Origin of the sequence: Marisediminitalea lipolytica, from assembly GCF_001758465.1 — a bacterium.
GTDB classification, from domain to species: Bacteria; Pseudomonadota; Gammaproteobacteria; order Enterobacterales; family Alteromonadaceae; genus Alteromonas; species Alteromonas lipolytica.
Genome location: NZ_MJIC01000016.1, coordinates 160,749 through 180,620 on the forward strand (window position 1 = coordinate 160,749; position 19,872 = coordinate 180,620).

The 19,872-nt window shown below is 50.0% G+C and carries 17 protein-coding genes; 13 read left to right on the forward strand and 4 right to left on the reverse strand.

All coding sequences use genetic code 11. The features are described from left to right. Positions 1-24: 24 nt before the first annotated feature. The 4 genes from mutS (at position 25) to BFC17_RS19235 (ending at position 6,530) form a co-directional block, all read left to right on the forward strand. The gene (gene mutS, locus BFC17_RS19220; protein ID WP_070178136.1) at positions 25-2,571 is read left to right on the forward strand and encodes a DNA mismatch repair protein MutS; all 2,547 of its coding nucleotides are present in this window, start codon (positions 25-27) and stop codon (positions 2,569-2,571) included. A gap of 222 nt (positions 2,572-2,793) precedes the next feature. Continuing rightward, positions 2,794-4,425 (forward strand): CTP synthase, encoded by a 1,632-nt coding sequence (locus BFC17_RS19225; protein ID WP_070178137.1) that lies wholly within the window; start codon positions 2,794-2,796, stop codon positions 4,423-4,425. A 60-nt stretch (positions 4,426-4,485) separates the two neighbouring features. Beyond that, entirely contained in the window at positions 4,486-5,778 is a 1,293-nt protein-coding gene (eno, locus tag BFC17_RS19230) for a phosphopyruvate hydratase (RefSeq protein ID WP_070178138.1), read from the forward strand. Positions 5,779-5,837: 59 nt separating this feature from the next. Beyond that, the gene (locus BFC17_RS19235; protein WP_070178139.1) at positions 5,838-6,530 is read left to right on the forward strand and encodes a hypothetical protein; all 693 of its coding nucleotides are present in this window, start codon (positions 5,838-5,840) and stop codon (positions 6,528-6,530) included. A 63-nt stretch (positions 6,531-6,593) separates the two neighbouring features. Here BFC17_RS19235 and BFC17_RS19240 read toward each other — a convergent pair whose 3' ends face one another. Both BFC17_RS19240 and BFC17_RS19245 read right to left on the reverse strand, forming a co-directional pair. Further along, on the reverse strand, positions 6,594-6,875 hold the full coding sequence (locus BFC17_RS19240) for a hypothetical protein (RefSeq protein WP_070178140.1): 282 nt from the start codon (positions 6,873-6,875) through the stop codon (positions 6,594-6,596). Between the two features lie 66 nt (positions 6,876-6,941). After that, positions 6,942-7,133 (reverse strand): hypothetical protein, encoded by a 192-nt coding sequence (locus BFC17_RS19245; RefSeq protein ID WP_139142146.1) that lies wholly within the window; start codon positions 7,131-7,133, stop codon positions 6,942-6,944. Between the two features lie 518 nt (positions 7,134-7,651). Here BFC17_RS19245 and leuA point away from each other — a divergent pair. The 5 genes from leuA to BFC17_RS19270 all read left to right on the forward strand — a co-directional run bounded on the left by leuA (position 7,652) and on the right by BFC17_RS19270 (position 13,659). After that, positions 7,652-9,211, forward strand: a complete 1,560-nt coding sequence (leuA, locus tag BFC17_RS19250; RefSeq protein ID WP_070178142.1) for a 2-isopropylmalate synthase — start codon at positions 7,652-7,654, stop codon at positions 9,209-9,211. Then, on the forward strand, positions 9,212-10,309 hold the full coding sequence (gene leuB, locus BFC17_RS19255; RefSeq protein ID WP_070178143.1) for a 3-isopropylmalate dehydrogenase: 1,098 nt from the start codon (positions 9,212-9,214) through the stop codon (positions 10,307-10,309). It abuts the gene before it with no gap. A 6-nt stretch (positions 10,310-10,315) separates the two neighbouring features. Beyond that, positions 10,316-11,716 (forward strand): 3-isopropylmalate dehydratase large subunit, encoded by a 1,401-nt coding sequence (leuC, locus tag BFC17_RS19260; RefSeq protein ID WP_070178144.1) that lies wholly within the window; start codon positions 10,316-10,318, stop codon positions 11,714-11,716. 3 nt (positions 11,717-11,719) lie between these two features. Then, on the forward strand, positions 11,720-12,331 hold the full coding sequence (leuD, locus tag BFC17_RS19265) for a 3-isopropylmalate dehydratase small subunit (protein ID WP_070178145.1): 612 nt from the start codon (positions 11,720-11,722) through the stop codon (positions 12,329-12,331). Between the two features lie 131 nt (positions 12,332-12,462). Next, positions 12,463-13,659 carry a cyclic di-GMP phosphodiesterase gene (locus tag BFC17_RS19270; RefSeq protein ID WP_070178146.1) on the forward strand — a complete coding sequence of 399 codons (1,197 nt, stop codon included), beginning with the start codon at positions 12,463-12,465 and terminating at the stop codon, positions 13,657-13,659. 14 nt (positions 13,660-13,673) lie between these two features. Here the strand turns inward: BFC17_RS19270 and BFC17_RS19275 are convergent, their stop codons facing one another. Together BFC17_RS19275 and BFC17_RS19280 are read right to left on the reverse strand one after the other, a co-directional pair. Then, a complete protein-coding gene (locus BFC17_RS19275; RefSeq protein ID WP_070178147.1) occupies positions 13,674-14,687 on the reverse strand; it encodes a general secretion pathway protein GspB in 1,014 nt (337 codons plus the stop codon). After that, positions 14,684-15,589, reverse strand: coding sequence for an ExeA family protein (locus tag BFC17_RS19280; RefSeq protein WP_070178148.1), 906 nt, complete (start codon positions 15,587-15,589; stop codon positions 14,684-14,686). The genes BFC17_RS19275 and BFC17_RS19280 overlap by 4 nt, the downstream gene beginning before the upstream one ends. A gap of 126 nt (positions 15,590-15,715) precedes the next feature. Here BFC17_RS19280 and BFC17_RS19285 point away from each other — a divergent pair, with 126 nt between their 5' ends. The 4 genes from BFC17_RS19285 to hemW are packed head-to-tail and all read left to right on the forward strand — an operon-like array spanning position 15,716 to position 19,837. Further along, positions 15,716-16,831 (forward strand): tRNA nucleotidyltransferase/poly(A) polymerase-related protein, encoded by a 1,116-nt coding sequence (locus BFC17_RS19285; RefSeq protein WP_070178149.1) that lies wholly within the window; start codon positions 15,716-15,718, stop codon positions 16,829-16,831. A 44-nt stretch (positions 16,832-16,875) separates the two neighbouring features. Next, a complete protein-coding gene (gene srmB / locus BFC17_RS19290; protein WP_070178150.1) occupies positions 16,876-18,093 on the forward strand; it encodes an ATP-dependent RNA helicase SrmB in 1,218 nt (405 codons plus the stop codon). Positions 18,094-18,098: 5 nt separating this feature from the next. Then, a complete protein-coding gene (locus tag BFC17_RS19295) occupies positions 18,099-18,698 on the forward strand; it encodes an XTP/dITP diphosphatase (protein ID WP_070178151.1) in 600 nt (199 codons plus the stop codon). Then, complete coding sequence (gene hemW, locus BFC17_RS19300; protein ID WP_070178152.1) at positions 18,698-19,837, forward strand: radical SAM family heme chaperone HemW; 1,140 nt, start codon at positions 18,698-18,700, stop codon at positions 19,835-19,837. The genes BFC17_RS19295 and hemW overlap by 1 nt, the downstream gene beginning before the upstream one ends. Positions 19,838-19,872 lie beyond the last annotated feature (35 nt).

Sequence of the window (19,872 nt, forward strand, 5' to 3'; positions counted from 1 at the left end):
GCATTCTTGGAATCACACACGCCAATGATGCGCCAATACCTGAATATTAAGGCGCAGCACCCCCAAATTTTATTGTTTTACCGGATGGGCGATTTTTATGAATTGTTCTATGACGATGCCAAGCGGGCGGCAGAATTACTGGACATCTCTCTGACAGCGCGCGGTAAATCCGGCGGCGAACCCATTCCTATGGCCGGGGTGCCTTATCACGCTGTAGAAAGTTACCTGGCCCGACTGGTAAAAATGGGAGAATCAGTGGCAATTTGCGAACAGGTCGGCGATCCTGCCACCAGCAAAGGCCCGGTAGAACGTCAGGTTCAGCGCATTGTTACGCCAGGTACGGTTACCGACGAGGCATTACTGGATGAGCGTCAGGATAACGTACTGGCCGCGGTATACAGCGTAAAAGATAAATTTGGTCTGGCCTGGCTGGACATCACCAGTGGTCGCTTTCTGGTAAGCGAATTTGGCGGCAGCGATATGTTAAGTGCCGAGTTGCAACGCTTACACCCGGCCGAATTACTGTATCCTGAGGGTTTTGAATGGCTGTCTAAGATAGACCATATTAAAGGTTTACGCCGTCGCCCTGAATGGGAATTTGACCAGCAGACGGCAGAGCAGCAGTTAAACAGCCAGTTTGGTACCCGGGAACTCAGTGGTTTCGGGTTAAATAACGTGTCTCTCGCAATCAGCGCGGCGGGCTGTATTCTGCAATATGTTAAGGATACCCAGCGCACTGCCCTGCCGCACATCCGCGCGCTTACGCTGGAGCAACAATCCAACCGCGTGCAGTTAGATGCAGCAACGCGCAAAAACCTGGAGCTTACCCGCAACCTCTCTGGTGGTACCGAACATACACTGTTTGCGGTTCTCGACAAAACCGCTACGGCCATGGGTAGCCGACTGTTGCAGCGCTTTTTACACGCACCGATTACCGACCGAAACGAACTGAAAGCCCGACAGCAGGCGATTGGCGATTTTATTCAGGGTGATTATCCGTCGCTAACCCATCAGCTTAAACAAATTGGCGATATCGAACGGATCATGGCCCGCCTGGCGCTGCGTTCAGCCCGCCCCCGGGACTTTGCCCGCCTCAAAAATGCGCTTACGGCGCTGCCGGCATTACAACAAGATTTAAAACCCTACGAGGCTCGGTTAATCAAAGCATTGAGTAACGAGATTGGCGAATTCCCTGAACTCGCCGATCTGCTCGACAGGGCTATTATTGACAACCCCCCTGTGGTCATCCGCGATGGTGGTGTAATTGCCCCCGGCTACAATGCCGAGCTGGATGAATTACGCGACCTATCTGATGGCGCTACCGAATTATTACGCCAGATAGAAACACGCGAGCGGGAAGAAACGGGGATCAGTACGCTTAAAGTGGGCTATAACAAAGTTCACGGCTTCTTTATCGAAGTGTCCCGGGCCAACAGCCATCTGGTACCGGCCAGCTACATTCGTCGTCAAACACTAAAAAACAACGAGCGCTATATCACGCCGGAACTCAAAGAACATGAAGACAAAGTGCTCACCTCGCAAAGCCGGGCCCTGGCACTGGAAAAGCGCCTGTACGAAGAACTGTTTGAGCTGATTAACCCGCAACTTGACGCACTAATCACTTCAGCAGCCGCGCTAGCCAAACTGGACGTAATGGTTACTCTGGCTGAACGGGCTGAAACGCTGGAATACCATTGTCCGACGTTGTCCGACATACCGGGCGTGACTTACAGCCAGGGCCGCCATCCGGTGGTGGAATACGTGATGGATTCACCGTTTATTCCTAACCCGCTGGATATGGATAAGGATTCACGGATTAAAATCATAACCGGACCAAACATGGGCGGTAAATCTACCTTTATGCGGCAGACTGCCCTTATTGTGCTGTTAGCTTACATTGGCAGTTATGTTCCGGCTCAGCAAGCCAGTATTGGTCCGATTGATAAGATATTTACCCGTATTGGCGCATCAGACGATTTAGCCTCCGGCCGCTCTACCTTCATGGTCGAAATGACCGAAACAGCGAATATCCTGCACAATGCAACGCCATATTCACTGGTGTTAATGGATGAAATTGGCCGCGGTACCAGTACCTATGATGGTTTATCACTGGCCTGGGCCTGCGCTGAGTATCTCGCCACTCAGTTACAGGCATTTACCTTATTTGCCACTCACTATTTCGAGCTGACGGAACTCACTCACACGTTAAAAGGCGTGCAGAATTTGCATCTTGATGCGATTGAGCATGACGATACTATTCGCTTTATGCACTCGGTAGAAGTGGGTGCAGCCAGTAAAAGTTACGGATTACAGGTGGCCCAGCTAGCCGGGGTACCCAAGGCCGTCATCAGCGCTGCAAAAGCGCGATTAAAATCCCTGGAAAGCCAGCATAGCGTATCCGGAGACATAGCCGGATATCATTCTGAACCGGCATCCCAGCCAGCTCAGCCCTCACTGTTACCGGCAGAACCAAGCGCCCTGGAACAAGCGTTCGAGGATATCGATCCCGATGAACTTACGCCAAAACAAGCCTTAGCGCTGATTTACGAATTAAAACAGCTAAAATCATAAAAATCCTCCTCCACACAGCAATTTCAAACGGGCTTAAACGACTTCTTCACAAGGGAAGTCGTTTAAAATCAGCACTCTTGTATAAAACACCAGGAAACAGTATCTTTTAGAGCTGTTATAATTGTGTGAAAGCGCCATATTGGGTATACTGTTGCGCCGTCTACAGTGTTGTTTAAAAACAACGTTTTACCCAAAAATATAACCCAACGTCTTAGGTTTCGCATGACAAACTATATTTTCGTCACCGGTGGTGTTGTTTCATCGCTTGGTAAAGGCATTGCTGCTGCATCCCTTGCCGCTATCCTTGAAGCACGCGGTCTCACCGTGACCATGCTTAAGCTGGATCCGTATATTAACGTTGATCCAGGTACCATGAGCCCCATTCAGCATGGCGAGGTTTTTGTTACTGATGATGGAGCAGAAACAGATCTCGACTTAGGTCACTACGAGCGTTTTATTCGCACCCGTATGACCAAACGCAATAACTTTACCACCGGACGGGTTTACGAAGAGGTATTACGTCGCGAGCGTCGCGGCGATTACCTGGGTGCTACTATTCAGGTTATCCCGCATATCACCAACGAGATTAAACGCCGGGTTATCGACGGTGCACAAGGCCATGATGTGGCTATCGTTGAAGTGGGCGGTACCGTGGGTGACATCGAGTCACAACCATTTATCGAAGCCATCCGTCAGTTAGGCACCGAAGTAGGTCGAGAACATGCTATGTTCATGCACTTAACCTTAGTGCCTTACATGCCAGCTTCAGGCGAGTTAAAAACTAAACCGACCCAACACAGTGTTAAAGAGCTACGCTCAATTGGTATTCAGCCAGATATCCTGGTGTGCCGTTCTGTGGGTGCCATGCCTGTGTCAGAGCGTTCTAAGATTGCGCTGTTCACTAACGTTGCTGACAAAGCGGTTATCTCATTAAAAGATGTGGATAGCATTTACCGCATTCCAGCGGCACTTAAAGCCCAGGGCCTGGATCAGCTGGTTGTTGACCGTTTCCAACTGGATTGTCCGGAAGCCGACCTGACCGAATGGGAACAAGTACTCTATGCAGAATCTAACCCGGTTGGTGAAGTTAACATCGGCATGGTCGGTAAATACGTTGAATTGCCCGACGCTTATAAGTCGGTTAACGAAGCGCTTAAACACGCTGGCCTGAAAAACCGCCTGACGGTGAATATCCATTATGTGGACTCTCAGGATATCGAATCAAAAGGTACTCAGATTCTGGAAAACCTGGATGCCATTCTGGTCCCCGGCGGCTTTGGTGAGCGCGGCATCGAAGGCAAAATTGCCGCTGCCCGTTACGCCCGTGAAAACAAAGTTCCATATTTAGGCATTTGTTTAGGTATGCAGGTAGCACTGATTGAATTTGCCCGCAACGTGGTTGGTATGGAAAACGCCAACAGTACTGAGTTTGATCCAAACACACCATACCCGGTGGTCGGTTTGATTACCGAATGGCTCGACTCTGACGGTAGTACCGAAACTCGCGACGAATCCTCCGATCTGGGCGGTACCATGCGTTTAGGTAGCCAGCTTTGCCACCTGATCCCAGGCAGCAAAGTTCACGCAGCCTACGGCAATGAAGAAATATACGAGCGTCACCGTCACCGTTACGAAGTAAACAACAACCTGCGCGATCAAATTGAAGCGGCGGGCCTGAAGGTCAGTGGATTATCCACCGACAAGCGCCTGGTAGAAGTTATCGAGTTGCCAGACCATCCATGGTTTGTAGCAGGTCAGTTCCACCCGGAATTTACTTCTACACCGCGTGACGGACATCCGCTATTTACCGGCTTTGTCGCAGCGGCGCAATCGTACCAAAAAGAAAATCACTAATTTAATAAAACCCGGCACTGTTACTCCCGCAGTGCCACCATTATTGTTGAGGAAGAAAAAATGGCGAAGATCTCGCGTATCATTGGACGTGAAATTCTGGACTCTCGTGGTAACCCCACGGTAGAAGCAGACGTATATTTAGACTCAGGTGTTATGGGTCGCGCCTGTGCACCATCTGGTGCCTCTACCGGTTCACGCGAAGCACTGGAATTACGCGACGGCGATAAAGGCCGCTACATGGGTAAAGGTGTAGAAAAAGCCGTAGCAGCAGTAAACGAGAAGATCGCACCGGCCCTGATTGGTATGGATCCAGTGGCTCAAACTGACATCGACAAAACCATGATCGATCTGGACGGCACCGAAAACAAAGAAACCCTGGGTGCGAATGCTATCCTGGCTGTGTCACTGGCCGTTGCCAAAGCCGCTGCTACCGAGAAAGGCGTTGCCCTTTACGAGCATATTGCCGACCTGAATGGCACGTCTGGTCAGTACTCAATGCCGGTACCTATGATGAACATCATCAACGGTGGTGAGCACGCCGACAACAACGTTGATATTCAGGAATTCATGGTACAGCCGGTTGGCGCGAAGAGCTTTAAAGAAGCCCTGCGCATGGGGGCTGAAATCTTTCACAACCTGAAAAAAGTACTGAGCGCCAAAGGCCTCAATACTGCCGTTGGTGATGAAGGTGGTTTTGCCCCTAACCTGAGCTCAAACGCAGAAGCCCTGGCAGTTATCGTTGAAGCGGTAGAAAAAGCCGGTTACAAGATGAACGAAGACGTTACCCTGGCACTCGACTGCGCAGCCTCTGAATTCTACAAAGAAGGCAAATACGTACTGTCTGGTGAAGACAAGTCATTTGATTCAGAAGCCTTTGGTGACTACCTGGCAGAGCTGTGTGAACAGTACCCAATCGTGTCTATCGAAGACGGTCTTGATGAAAGCGACTGGGATGGCTGGGCCAGCCTGACCAAGAAAATTGGTGATAAAGTGCAACTGGTTGGTGACGACCTGTTCGTAACTAATACCAAGATCCTGAAGCGTGGTACTGAAAACGGTATCGGTAACTCTATCCTGATTAAATTCAACCAAATCGGTTCATTAACCGAAACCCTTGAAGCGATCAAGATGGCCAAAGATGCAGGCTTTACCGCGGTTATCTCACACCGCTCTGGTGAAACCGAAGATGCCACCATTGCCGACCTGGCAGTAGGTACCGCAGCGGGCCAAATCAAAACCGGTTCACTGTGTCGTTCAGACCGTGTTGCTAAGTACAACCAGTTACTGCGCATCGAAGAAGCGCTGGCGGGTAAAGTAGCTTACAACGGCCGTAGCGAGATCAAAGGTCAGTAATCTGAAGTGGGCGGGCAATAGTCCGCCCTCTTTTTGATACCGTCCCATTTTTGAACGCTATGACGCATCCATCAGACCCAGCGTCACACCAATCCGACTTCTTTAGCACAGTCGAATCAGATACAGCCCAACGAACTATCGCTGAGTTGTGCAACGCATTGTACGAACGCGAACTTCTTACACTTGCCCAACAAGGGCCTAATCAGCTAAACCTGTTACGCCGCAAAATTGCCGGACTAAGTCATCATGTTAATCGCACGGCGCGTTTTCTGGCAACCGGCTCGGTACCATTGGAACTTGATGAACACAATGCCAGCTGGCAAGCCAGACAAGCCGCTAAAAGTCCCGCCCGAACCGGTGATGAGGAAAAAAACCTAAGCTGGTTCAGCGAGCATGCTAAAGTAGGATTAGTGGTCCCGGTGAGGGTCCAGGAATTTGATAATGAACACATCGAACTGGATTCAATCGATCGCGTGCAACACGAAAACCAAACGCTGCATGTCAATAAGTTTGGCTGGTTTGACTTCGCGGGGATACCAGTAGAAAGCCCTGCACGGTTTAGCACAAATGCCAATATTAAACTGACCTTAGTTAAACCATCTAAAGCTATCATGACCGCAGCCTGCTGTGGTCATAGCTGGAATCATAAAGGCCGGATATCGCCCCGTACCCTTACCCTCAGAGAAATCATGCTCGCCAGCACACTAAACTGGCGGACATTCAGTGAAACCCAAAAATCAGCCCATCGCTAACACCGACCAGGACGAACGATCAGGCTCAGGAAAATCGCCAGCCCAAGGCCGATTGCTAACCGGTTAGTTCTGTTCTTCGTATCGCTTAAGAGCGCGCTGCGCATCAACCATCTCAACAAATAACTTAGCCAGATCCGGATTCGCTTTAATCACTTTTTCTGTGTAAGCGTAATAAGCCTGTTGTTTCTTGCGGGTCAACCTTTGAATAAACTCCATGGTAGGCGGTGGCGAGCCGGCGCGGCGGGCCTTCTGAGTTTCTTCATTTAATTTATCCAGCGCAAACTTGGGATGACAAACCTTCCGGATAACCCGTGAGCTGGTGCTTTTTTCGTTTCGACAACTCATCTTAAACTGACTTTTGGTCGTCAGTTCATTAAAGCGTTCATAAAAACTCAGTTCGGTAGACTCTACCTAGTTTTCAAAATACGCTCGTGATGGTGTTCCGGTCACTTCGATGTTTTCTATTTCCTGCTGGTCCGCAGCATTCGACGAAACCGTATCATCCGCAAAACCGTTAGCAGCCGTGATACCGCTACACACCAAAAGGGTAGAAGCCAGCAGGCCGGCTCTGATTAACTTACTTCCGTTTCCGATAATCATCATAGAGTCCTTAATGTATTCTTTAAATAAGTACTATTAGTTTAAGCAAACAATCCAGGTTCACAACCTGACCTTGGTACAGAAATGTAACGAGGAATGTCATTTGTAACATCTGGCAAATTGTCAGTGTATGAAAGCTTTGCAAAGACATTTCAGAGGCTCCTTTTTAACAGGTAGAAATCTCAGTTTTATGACCATCACTGACAATTCCTGGTCAAATACCTGTCGAATTAGGAGACTTATCCTATTTTTTCCCACATTCGGTAATTTATAACTAAAATTTATACCGAAAATCCCAATCAATGGTTGACCTGACACCGCTCAGCCTGTAAATTACCCGCCATTAAAAGGTCGCAACATGCTGCAAACACAAGGTTATATTAATGCCGCGTATGTTTTCTCTATCACTTCTACTCCTTATGGCAGCCAGATTGCACGGGTAGATTGCGACCAGCGATTCATTACACAAAACCCGTGCACAGCACGGGTTTTTTTTTAACTAAAATCAACGAGAGACAGCCATGACGAATCAGGTAAAAATATTTGATACGACCTTGCGTGACGGCGAACAAGCCTTATCAGCCAGTTTGAGTGCCAAAGAGAAACTGCAGATCGCGCAGGCCCTCGAGCGTCTTGGTGTTGATATCATCGAAGCTGGCTTCCCTGTTTCCTCACCGGGCGATTTCAAATCGGTGCAGATGATTGCCAAAGAAATTAAAAATTCTACGGTAGCCGGGTTATCCCGTGCCTTGCCAGCAGATATAGATGCCTGTGGCGAAGCCTTAAAAGTGGCTGAACAATTCCGTATTCATACCTTTATTGCAACCTCCGAGATTCATGTTAGTAACAAGCTTAAAAAATCCCAGGATGACGTAGTAGACATGGCGGTTGCCGCAGTTAAGCGTGCACGTAATTATACCGACGACGTAGAGTTTTCCTGTGAAGATGCTGGCCGTACAGAAATTGGTTACCTGGCCCGCATGGTAGAAGCCGTTATTGCAGCGGGTGCTACCACCGTGAACATTCCGGATACCGTTGGCTACACCACCCCTACCGAATTTGGCGGCATTATCCGTCAGTTATTTGAGCGCGTACCTAACATCGACAAGGCCACCATCTCGGTTCACTGTCACAATGACCTGGGTCTGGCTGTGGCTAACTCGCTGGCAGCCATTGAAAACGGTGCCCGTCAGGTAGAATGTACCATTAACGGTATCGGTGAGCGTGCGGGTAACAGTTCACTGGAAGAAATCGCCATGATCCTGCAAACCCGTCAGGCCATGTTAGGTTTCGAAACCAACATTAACAGCAAAGAAATCAGCCGTACCTCAAAGCTTGTCAGTCAGCTGTGTAACATGCCAGTGCAGGCCAATAAGGCGATTGTTGGCGCTAATGCCTTTAGTCACTCATCAGGTATCCATCAGGATGGTGTCTTAAAAGCGCAAAATACCTATGAAATCATGACACCAGAGAGTGTAGGTATTAACAAAAACAACCTGAATATGACGTCACGCTCTGGTCGTCACGTTATCAAGCACCGGTTACAAGAGCTGGGCTATAAAGACACCGATTATGATTTGGAAGCCATTTATGCGGCTTTCCTGAATCTGGCAGATAAAAAAGGTCAGGTTTACGACTATGATTTAGAAGCGCTGCTGTTTTTCGATCAGCAAAAGCACGATCAGGCGCACTATCAGTTAACCTATCTGCATGCAACGTCAGGAAAAGAGATTATTCCGAGCGCCACTGTGCAGTTAAAAATTGGCGACGAGCTGGTCACCCGCTGCGAAACCGGTAACGGTCCGGTGGATGCCTCTTACAAAGCCATTATGTCGATGCTTGGTCACAACGATCTGGAAGTGGTCGACTTTAAATTAGACTCAAAAGGTGAAGGTGCTGACGCACTGGCCTCAGTAAGCGTAATTACTGAGTATAAAGGCCGCCGTTTCCACGGCCTGGGCCTGGCAACAGATATCGTTGAAGCCGGCGTCAAAGCCTTAATCTTTGTATTGAATAACACCTACTTAGCCGATCAGATTGATCAGCAAAAGAACCAACAAGAACGCGTAGCAGGAGTATAAATGAGCCAGTTTAACATCGCCGTACTTGCCGGAGACGGTATCGGCCCGGAAGTGATGCAGGAAGCCAATAAAGTATTGGATGCCATTGAGCAAAAATTTGCCGTCACCTTTAACCGTACTGCTTATCCTGTTGGTGGTTATGCTATTGATACGGAAGGCGAAGCTCTGCCAGCAAAGACCCTGATGGGTTGTGAGCAGGCAGACGCCATTTTGTTTGGTTCAATTGGTGGTCCTAAGTGGGACACCCTGCCGCTGGAACAGCGTCCTGAACGTGCTGCGCTATTAACCTTGCGTAGTCACTTTGACCTGTTCAGTAACCTGCGTCCGGCTAAGATTTACGCAGGTCTGGAAGACTTATCACCACTACGTAAAGATATCGCCTCAAGTGGCGTAGATATTTTAGTACTGCGCGAACTAACCAGCGGTATTTACTTTGGTCAGCCTAAAGGCCGTGAAGGTGAAGGCGAAGAAGAATACGCCTTTGATACCATGCGCTATTCAAAGCGTGAAATTCGCCGTATTGCAGTGAGTGCCTTTGAAGCTGCAATGAAACGTGGCAAGCATGTTACCTCGGTAGACAAAGCCAACGTACTGGTATGCAGCCGCTTATGGCGTGAAGTAACGGAAGAAGTAGCCAAAGACTACCCGGAAGTTACACTGGACCACATCTATATTGATAACGCGACGATGCAGCTGGTGAAAAACCCGGCGCAGTTCGACGTCATGCTGTGTTCTAACCTGTTCGGCGACATTATGTCTGATGAATGCGCTATGATCACCGGTTCTATGGGTCTGTTACCTTCTGCCAGCCTTAACGAAGACGGCTTTGGTATGTACGAGCCAGCTGGCGGTTCGGCGCCTGATATCGCCGGTCAGGGCATTGCTAACCCGATTGCGCAAATTCTGTCGGCATCCATGATGCTGCGTTTCAGCTTAAACCTGAACGAAGCAGCTGACGCCATCGATGAGGCAGTAGTAAAAGTACTGGCGGCCGGTGTACTGACTGGCGAACTGTTACCGGCAGACAAGCGCGATCAGGCCGCGACCACCTCTCAGGTTGGCGATGCTATTGTTAAATCTATTTTAGGTCAGGAGTAATTATTCATGGCTAAAACCTTATACGACAAGGTGTGGCAGGCCCATATCATCAGCCAGATGGGTGATGACAGCCTGATCTACATCGACCGCCACTTAATTCACGAAGTGACCAGCCCGCAGGCGTTTGCCGGCTTAAATGAAAAAGGCCGTAAGGTACGTCGTCCGGATCGCACGTTTGCGACCATGGATCACTCTATCTCTACCCGCAGCCTGGCACTGGATGCCTGTGGTCCGCAAAATAAACTGCAGTTGCAGACCCTGGCCGAAAACTGCGAAGAGCACGGCGTTAAGTTATTCCCGGTAGGCCACCAGAAACAGGGGATTGTCCACGTAATGGGCCCAGAACTGGGTTTAATCCTGCCAGGTTTTACCGTAGTATGTGGTGACTCTCACACCGCAACCCACGGTGCCTTTGGCGCGCTGGCCTTCGGTATCGGTACCTCTCAGGTTGAACACGTACTGGCCACGCAAACCCTGAAGCAAAGCCGCGCTAAAACCATGCAAATCAAGGTTAACGGCAAGCTGGCGGTGGGAATCACGGCAAAAGATATCATCCTTGCCATCATTGGTAAGATTGGTCACGCTGGCGCGACTGCCCACGTGATTGAATATTGTGGTGAAGCTATCGAAGCCTTATCGATGGAAGAGCGCATGACCATCTGCAACATGAGTATCGAAGCAGGTGCCAAGGCTGGCATGATTGCGCCTGACCAAACCACCTTCGACTACCTGCAGGGTCGTGAGTTTGCACCTAAAGGCGCAGACTGGGATGCGGCAGTAGAATACTGGAAAACCCTGTATTCTGACGATGATGCCGTATTCGACACTGTGGTTGAACTTGAAGCCAAAGACATTACGCCACAGGTTACCTGGGGTACTAACCCGGGTCAGGTTATCGGCGTTAATGAGCCAGTACCAGCACCAGAAGATTTCAGCGACAGCGTAGAGCGCGAGTCTGCTCGTAAAGCACTACAGTATATGGGCCTGAGTGCCGGTGAAAAACTCGGTGATGTACCGGTTTCTCACGTATTTATTGGTTCTTGTACTAACAGCCGTATCGAAGATTTACGCGCTGCTGCACACATTGCCAAGCAAGGCAAAGTCGCAGACTCCGTAACGGCCATTGTGGTCCCAGGCTCTGCGGCGGTAAAACGTCAGGCCGAAGAAGAAAAGCTGGATGTTATCTTTAAGGATGCCGGTTTTGAATGGCGTTTACCTGGCTGTTCAATGTGTCTGGGTATGAACGACGACCTGTTAACCGCAGGCGACCGCTGTGCGTCAACCAGTAACCGTAACTTTGAAGGCCGTCAGGGCCGTGGTGCGCGCACCCATCTGGTCAGCCCGGCCATGGCTGCTGCTGCCGCCCTACGCGGTAAATTTGCCGACGTCAGAGATTTTCAGGAGTAATTTATGAGCGAGACAACTACCGGGATCACCACACTGACCGGCACTGCCTGCCCCTTGGATCAGGCTAACGTCGATACCGATCAGATTATTCCAAAACAGTTTCTGACCAGCGTTAGCCGCGCCGGCTTTGGTAAGCACCTGTTTCACGACTGGCGTTATCTGGATCTGGAAGAAAAAGAGCCAAACCCAGAGTTTGTGTTAAACAAACCCGAGCATGCTGGCGCCACTATTTTGCTGGCCCGCGAAAACTTTGGCTGCGGCTCAAGCCGTGAACACGCACCATGGGCGTTAACCGATTTTGGTTTTAAAGCCGTAATCGCCACCAGCTTTGCCGATATATTTTATGGTAACTGCATGAACAACCAGCTTTTGCCTATTGCACTGAGCAGTAGCGAAATGGATGAGTTGTTTAACGCTGTGGCTGCTGATGCCAATGCGGAAATTACCATTGATTTACCTGCACAAACCGTTTCTGTAGGTGTAACCACGCTGCCCTTTGAGATTGCTGAGCATCACAAAAACAGTCTGGTAAAAGGGCTTGATGCGATTGGTCAAACCCTTGAGCTGACCAGTCAAATCGAAGACTTCGAAGCCAAGCAACCCGCCTGGCTTTAATCTCTCCTGTTTTAATTGCCGTTTATTTGATCCAGATAAGCGGCAATTCTCTAATTTTCATTTCATCTGTCCATAGTTAAGCTATAGTTATCAAGATTAAAGCCTGAATAGCAATCCAACACGGAGAGGACATGCTGCAACGAATCGCCATAGATGAATTATGCCCTGGCATGTATGTGAATCGGGTTCTTGATGACACCGGCAAGGTAAAAATTCGGTCTAAAGGCGTTGTTCGCAGCGACAAGGTCATTGCACAATTAAAGCAAAAAGGCGTCGAGTTTGTAGAAATCGATACCACCAAAGGCTTAGCGCCGGTCGCGCCTCCCGCACCAGAGCCCGAAGCGGATCCCAAGTCTTGTTTGGTTGAAACCACCAGTGCACCGCTGACTTCCGACAACCTCAAAGCCGCAGAAAAACTGTTTCAGAAGGCTATGGCTATACAGCAGTCATTTTTAGAACACCTGAAAACGGGAAAAGGGGCTGATGTTAACAAGCTCACGGCACTAACTCAGGATATTCTGGAATGCGTGTTTGAGAATCAGGCAGCCATGATTTGCTTATCCATGGTGCAACGGGGGAACGACTGTTTGCTGGAGCACTCACTCAATTGCAGCATTCATATGGCTATTCTGGCCGATGCCGCCGGGTACGATAAGCAGTCTGTTGAGTATGCCAGTCTGGCTGGTCTGCTGATGGATATCGGTATGGTTAAGCTACCCGCAGAACTTTGTGTGCCTAAAGAGCGCCTTTCTGGCTCAGACTTAATGATGTACCAAACCCATGTAGATGAATCACTGGAGGTTCTCGATGGCACCGATGACCTGCCCGAAATCGTTAAAACCATAGTGAGCCAGCACCACGAAAGAATTGATGGCAGCGGTTTTCCCAAAGGACTGAGCGGCGAGGAGATCGAACCGTTAGCACAGCTGGCGGCAGTGGTTGACGAGTTTTCTCAGTTAGGCATGTCAGCCCCTCTTGGTAACGCCTATCCGGTTAACAGAGTGCTCAAAACCATGGCGCAAAACACGGGCCTGGAGCAATCTCTGGTAAATCGGCTAATTGGCGTACTGGGTATTTACCCCATTGGCTCACTGGTAAAACTGAAAAGCGGCAAACTCGGCATTGTTAGTCGCCGTAATTCATCCAATCTGCTACAGCCTCAGGTGATGACTTTTTACAGTATTAACAGCGGCCACTTTCAGGAAATCAAGCGTATCGATCTGGCCAAAGGCGGCGATGAAATTGAAAGCAGTATTGGCCCGGATGAATTTGCCATCAACCTGCCCAAGTTTTTCTCCGACGTGTTTATTCATCAGGTAGGCAAGTAAGCGTGACCGGCGCGCTACCAATCGGTGAGCGCTGTCATACTGAATACTTCGCCTTCAAAGCGCAAAATCACCCGCTGCGCCTCAATATTGACGATTTGCACGCGATCGGCGATCCAGTCACCTTCGACTTTATCCTCACCATTAACCCTGACCCAACGGTCACGCGGATTAGACGCATACATATGCGCACTAAAATCCATCGCCGGTAGCCGGGTCAGCAGTCGGGCGGGTAGCTGATCCACACGTTGAATATCATCATGCACATTCACCACGGTGTCGGGCGTTGTTGTGGTTCCGCGCTCCTCTTCATTCTCAAGGTCGGTCAGAACTTTGTTGAAACGCGCCATTAACTCCGGTGACACTTCAACTTCTCTGGTGTCATCAGCCTCTACCGGTGTAGATTCAGGTTCTGGTTCAGCTTTAGTCGTGGCAATTTGCGACGGTTCGTTTTGCGCTGTATCCGGCGAATTTGCCTCCTGTACTGAAGGTCCCGCAGCCTGCTCAGCCGGGGAAGTATCTTGTTGCACAGGGGCTGGCTGGGGAGTTGTAGTGACCAGAGGGGGCGGCGATGCCGGGGGATTGAGTAAGCCCGTGATAGTAGCAGGCAAGACCGCTAAGGTGTAACCGGTAGCAGTTCCACCAATCGCCATCAGCATTCCGATTAGGGCAGGCTTCAGCGCACGTCGCCACTGTCCGGGCAGGCCGTTTACCGTAGGTAAAAATAAACTGCGGTTAAACTGATCACTGATAGCGCTATCCGTTTTTTGTGCGCGGGTATCGTACTGCCCCCGCAATAACGCCTGGGTCGGCGTTTGCTCACTGGCTGGATAAGTTTCATCCGCACAAATTTCAACAGTTTGTTCAGGATCGTACTCGATTTCCTGTACACCCATTTCAATCAGGCCCTGAATCATGGTCCCACTGGTAATTAAACCTGACTTGTTGATACGTACAGGGCCATTTTGCGCCGTGACCCGCACAATCATCATGCCGGGCTGAGCCTGGTCGATAGGAATGATTTGCGTCATGCCATTCCCCACAGATAACCGCCCACCATAGCAGTACAAAAAATACCGGCATAGATTAGTGTCTGCCGTGAGCGCAAACGTTGCTGCACCACATCTTCACCCAGAATCTGCTCAGCCGCGGCCAGAAAGATGTGCTTTTTGACCACCGGTTTTTGCTGGGTAAATGCCAGTGTCAGGGCTCTGTCACACAACAAGTTAATCACCCGCGGAATACCGGCGGTAACCCGGTACATCACGCGTACCGTAGCCGGACTAAATACGGAAACGTCGCCATTGGCCACATTCAGACGGTGGTTAACATAGGCTTTCACTTCATCAGCATTCAGCGGCAACAGGTGATAACGGGCGGTGATACGCTGAGCCAGCTGACGTAACTCGTTGCGTTTGAGCAGTTGCTGTAATTCCGGCTGACCAATTAAGACGACCTTAAGCAGCTTTTCACGATTAGTTTCTAAGTTAGTCAGCAGGCGCAGTTGTTCGAGCACTTCCGGTAACAGATGCTGCGCCTCATCCACCATCAGTACCGTATTTTTGCCCGCGTTATGATTGTCCGCCAGTTTTCTCAAAATCTTGTCGGTAAAATATTTCAGGCTCGCCTGATTGGGGTCAGTCTCTATATTCAGCTCATCACAAACCGTGGCTAATAATTCGATGGCGGATAGCGTGGGATTCAGAATCATGGCGACCTGAGTAGAATCAGGTAACTGCTGTAATAACTTACGCGAAACGGTGGTTTTACCTGTTCCCACCTCACCGGTAAGCATCACAAAACCGCCGCTTTCCCGCAAACCAAAGGTAAGATGCGCCAATGCTTCTTTATGGCGCGGACTCATATAAAGGTAGTCAGGGTTAGGCGCTATAGAAAACGGATTATCAGTTAATCCGAAATATTGTAAAAACATGAGTTATCAGCTGGACTGTCCATATGTCCGGTAAACTATCAGACTGTCGGTCGAAGTCAACAAGACCGTGTTTTCAGGCGTTTAGTCAGGCATAATAGCGCTATCATTTCGTATTTCTTTTTGTGCATGCAGGTTTATCTGGTAGGCGGCGCTGTTCGCGACAAATTACTCAACCGAAACGTAACCGAGCGCGACTGGGTGGTCGTCGGGGCAACCGCAGAACAGCTCATCAAACAAGGCTTCACTCAGGTAGGCAAAGACTTTCCGGTGTTCTTGCACCCGAAAACACAGGAAGAATATGCACTGGCACGCACCGAGCGAAAAACCGGCGGTGGCTATACCGGATTCAGCTGTCATGCTGCGCCGGATGTGACCTTAGAAGAAGACCTGCTGCGCCGGGACCTGACCATTAATGCCATGGCGGAATCGGCCGAGGGGCAACTCATCGACCCCTATGATGGTATGGCAGATTTAAATCAGCGGCTGCTTCGCCACGTTTCACCAGCATTTAAGGAAGATCCGCTCAGAATATTCAGAGTGGCACGCTTTGCTGCACGTTATGCTTATTTAGGTTTCCGGGTCGCCCCTGAGACAATGGCATTGATGCAAACCATGAGTGCCTCGGAGGATATCCTGCACCTCAGCGCCGAGCGTGTGTGGCAGGAAACCCGTCGCGCCCTGATGGAATCATCGCCCCAGGTTTATCTGCACATTCTTCAAGCCAGCGGCGCCTTGCAAGCCTGGATGCCGGAATTAACCAGCCTGGCTGAGCAGCCCGCTACACTTGAGTACCTTGCGCGCTCGGCTGCTGCAAACTGTGCTTTAAATATACGCTGGGCTGCACTTTGCTGGCCCTTGGCCGACGACGCACTCAGCGCATTACAACACAGAATCAAAGTTCCCAACCAGGTAGCAGATACCGCATCGCTGGCGAGTCGCTTTATGCCTGAGCTGCCCGAAAATTACGCCAGGGCCGACTGGTTAATGACCTTATTTAACACCTGTGATGTGTGGCGTCGTCCGGAACGACTGACCCAGTTAATGCCGCTGTCAGCTATTCTTTATCCTGAGCAAGGCAGTACTTATCAGCAAGTTATTGAACAGGCCCTGACAGCCGCCCTCGCCGTGGATGTAAAAGCCATCGTAGCCGCAGGTTACCAGGGCCCACAAATCAAACAACAGCTAACCGAACAACGCCTGCAACGAATCAGTCAGGTCTCGACAAACCGCGGCGTTTATTAGTTTTAGTGCTACAATAGCGCCATTCACGCGACAGACGTATTTTTATGACTTTTGAACAATTAGAATTAGATGATGACCTGTGCCGGGCTCTGGCAGATATGGGCCTGACCCGCCCTACTACCATTCAGTCAATGGTGGTGCCGGTAGCGATGGATGGTAAGGATGTCCTTGCCTCTGCTCCAACCGGTACGGGGAAAACCCTGGGCTTTTTGCTGCCAGCCTGCCAGTTTTTACTGGATTTCCCCCGCAAGCAACCCGGAGCAACCCGTATTCTGGTACTCACGCCTACCCGTGAGCTGGCCTTACAGGTCTATGAGCAAGCGGTAGCCGTTAGCCGCTACACCGATATCGTGTGTGGCGTTATCACTGGTGGTATTAATTATGGTACCGACAAAGAAACCTTGTCACAGAATCTGGATATTCTGGTTGCCACACCGGGACGCCTGTTTGAACACATTGAGCAGGAAACCGCAGATTGTCGCGATATTGAGTGCCTGATCCTGGACGAAGCCGACCGCATGCTCGATATGGGTTTTTCCAGCATTGTGAATCAGATTGCGTCTGAAGCGCGCTGGCGTAAACAAAACATGCTGTTCTCAGCCACCCTGGAAGGTGCCGGCGTGCGCCACTTCGCCGAAGATTTATTAAACGAACCTGAAGTTATCGAAGCCGATCCGCCGCGGCGGGAAAAAGCCAAAATTCACCAGTGGTATCATCTGGCGGATGACCTGGAGCATAAACTGGCATTGCTGGAGAAGATCCTTAAAGAGCAAATCACCAGTGCTATTGTGTTTGTAAAAACCCGCGAGCGGTTACAATGGCTGCGCGAGCAACTCCAGAAACGGGGGCTGATGGTTTGTTACCTGCAAGGTGAAATGCCCCAGGACAAACGCATCGCCGCACTGGCCAGTTTTAAATCGGGCAAGTTAAATATTCTGCTGGCCACCGATGTCGCGGCCCGAGGCATTGATGTGCCTAACGTCAGTCACGTCATCAACTTTGATATGCCCCGCAAAGCCGATGTTTATGTACACCGCATTGGCCGCACCGGCCGTGCCGGCGCTAAAGGCACTGCTATTTCGCTGATTGAGGCCCATGACTTTGAAATGATAGGTAAAGTTTGCCGCTACATGGACGAGCCAATGAAGGCGCGCTTTGTTGATGGCCTGCGCCCCAAACACAAAGCACCAGAGATAAAAGCCAAAAAGAAAAAAGCCAAGTCTTCTAAAACTGCCAAGAAAGCCAAAAAGAAAAAGGGATAAGCACCATGTCATTACCCGCTAAAGTTGTGCTGGCCACCGGCAACGCTGGTAAAGTAAAAGAATTTGCCAGCCTGTTTGCCCCGCTTAACATTGAAGTGGTACCGCAAAGCGAATTTAATGTGAGTAGCGTACCAGAAACCGGCACCACCTTTGTCGAAAATGCCATCATTAAAGCCCGTCACGCCGCCAAAGAAACCGGCCTGCCTGCTATAGCCGATGACTCAGGCCTGGTGGTAGACGCCCTTAACGGCGCGCCCGGTATCTATTCGGCGCGTTACGCTGGTGAAGAGGCCAGTGACAGTGACAATATCGAACGTCTGCTGGCTGAGCTTGGTGATGATAACAGCGCGCGTGCCGCGCATTTTCAGTGTGTGTTAGTCATGATGCGCCACGGTGATGACCCTATCCCGTTTATCAGCGAGGGGCAATGGCATGGCAGTATCACCCGCAAGCAGCATGGGCAAGGTGGCTTTGGCTACGACCCGGTATTCTACGTGGATGAATTTAAATGCACGGCAGCCGAGCTGGATAAAGCACAGAAGAACGCCGTAAGTCACCGTGGTAAAGCCATGCAGCAGCTCCTTAATCAGCTACAAGGGCTTTAATGCGTACGCCACCTCTTGGGCTGTACATCCATATTCCATGGTGTGTGCAGAAATGCCCTTACTGTGATTTTAATTCTCATGCACTGAAAGGCGGGCTGCCGGAACAGGAATACGTAGCCCATTTACTCGCTGATCTTGAGCAGGATGCCCGAATCACCGGTGACCGGCCAGTACAGACAATATTTATCGGGGGTGGTACGCCAAGCTTATTTAGCCCCGACAGTATCGGTCATTTGTTATCTGAAGCCAGCAAACGCGTTCCCTTTGCGCCCGACATTGAAATCACGCTGGAAGCCAATCCGGGCACCATCGAAGCCGCCCGCTTTAACGGCTACGTCAAAGCGGGTATAAATCGTTTTTCCATTGGCATTCAAAGCTTTCAGGCTGCGCATTTAAAAGCATTAGGGCGAATTCACGATCCGGCTCAGGCGCTATTTGCCATTAACCAGGCAAAGCAAAGCGGTGTAGGTAGTTTTAACCTCGACCTGATGCATGGCCTGCCCGGGCAATCCCTGCAGAATGCGCTCGACGATCTGACTACGGCTATGGCACAACAACCAGCCCATTTATCCTGGTATCAGCTAACCATTGAGCCGAACACGCCTTTTTACTCCCGGCCCCCCCAACTGCCTGACGATGATATTCTCTGGGACATTCAGGATGAAGGTCACAAACGCCTGAGTCAGGCCGGCTATGAGCAATACGAAATCTCGGGCTACAGTCAACGCGGTTTTCAGTGCCGTCACAATCTGAATTACTGGCGCTTTGGTGATTATCTTGGCATCGGTTGTGGTGCTCATGGCAAAATCACCGATATTAACTCGGCTACGATTAACCGTACCGTGAAAGTTAAACATCCCCGTGGTTACATGACCCTCAACCGACCCTACTTAGATCAAAGTACCCTTGTTGATCCAGACGATCTGGCCTTTGAATTTTTTATGAATCGTTTTCGCCTGGTAGAACCCTGTCCTAAGCAGGATTTCACCGATTTCACCGGCTCATCACTTAGCTATGAACAGCAAAAAGCGCTGCAACAAGCGGTTGAGAACGGCCTTTTAACCGAAACTTCAACGCACTGGCAAGTTACCGTGCTGGGGCGTCGCTATCTCAATACTTTGCTCAGTGCTTTTGTTTAGCCTCAGGCGTTAAAAAACCGTAACAAATACGTTAA

What these genes read in the sequence shown, in the direction of transcription:
- leuB (WP_070178143.1), top strand. Translation starts at nt 9,212, where the DNA reads ATGAGCCAGTTTAACATCGCCGTACTTGCCGGAGACGGTATCGGCCCG.
- BFC17_RS19295 (WP_070178151.1), top strand. Translation starts at nt 18,099, where the DNA reads ATGTCATTACCCGCTAAAGTTGTGCTGGCCACCGGCAACGCTGGTAAA.
- BFC17_RS19240 (WP_070178140.1), bottom strand. Translation starts at nt 6,875, where the DNA reads ATGAGTTGTCGAAACGAAAAAAGCACCAGCTCACGGGTTATCCGGAAG.
- BFC17_RS19280 (WP_070178148.1), bottom strand. Translation starts at nt 15,589, where the DNA reads ATGTTTTTACAATATTTCGGATTAACTGATAATCCGTTTTCTATAGCG.
- srmB (WP_070178150.1), top strand. Translation starts at nt 16,876, where the DNA reads ATGACTTTTGAACAATTAGAATTAGATGATGACCTGTGCCGGGCTCTG.
- BFC17_RS19225 (WP_070178137.1), top strand. Translation starts at nt 2,794, where the DNA reads ATGACAAACTATATTTTCGTCACCGGTGGTGTTGTTTCATCGCTTGGT.
- BFC17_RS19235 (WP_070178139.1), top strand. Translation starts at nt 5,838, where the DNA reads ATGACGCATCCATCAGACCCAGCGTCACACCAATCCGACTTCTTTAGC.
- BFC17_RS19275 (WP_070178147.1), bottom strand. Translation starts at nt 14,687, where the DNA reads ATGACGCAAATCATTCCTATCGACCAGGCTCAGCCCGGCATGATGATT.
- mutS (WP_070178136.1), top strand. Translation starts at nt 25, where the DNA reads ATGATGCGCCAATACCTGAATATTAAGGCGCAGCACCCCCAAATTTTA.
- BFC17_RS19245 (WP_139142146.1), bottom strand. Translation starts at nt 7,133, where the DNA reads ATGATGATTATCGGAAACGGAAGTAAGTTAATCAGAGCCGGCCTGCTG.
- BFC17_RS19270 (WP_070178146.1), top strand. Translation starts at nt 12,463, where the DNA reads ATGCTGCAACGAATCGCCATAGATGAATTATGCCCTGGCATGTATGTG.
- hemW (WP_070178152.1), top strand. Translation starts at nt 18,698, where the DNA reads ATGCGTACGCCACCTCTTGGGCTGTACATCCATATTCCATGGTGTGTG.
- leuA (WP_070178142.1), top strand. Translation starts at nt 7,652, where the DNA reads ATGACGAATCAGGTAAAAATATTTGATACGACCTTGCGTGACGGCGAA.
- leuC (WP_070178144.1), top strand. Translation starts at nt 10,316, where the DNA reads ATGGCTAAAACCTTATACGACAAGGTGTGGCAGGCCCATATCATCAGC.
- BFC17_RS19285 (WP_070178149.1), top strand. Translation starts at nt 15,716, where the DNA reads ATGCAGGTTTATCTGGTAGGCGGCGCTGTTCGCGACAAATTACTCAAC.
- eno (WP_070178138.1), top strand. Translation starts at nt 4,486, where the DNA reads ATGGCGAAGATCTCGCGTATCATTGGACGTGAAATTCTGGACTCTCGT.
- leuD (WP_070178145.1), top strand. Translation starts at nt 11,720, where the DNA reads ATGAGCGAGACAACTACCGGGATCACCACACTGACCGGCACTGCCTGC.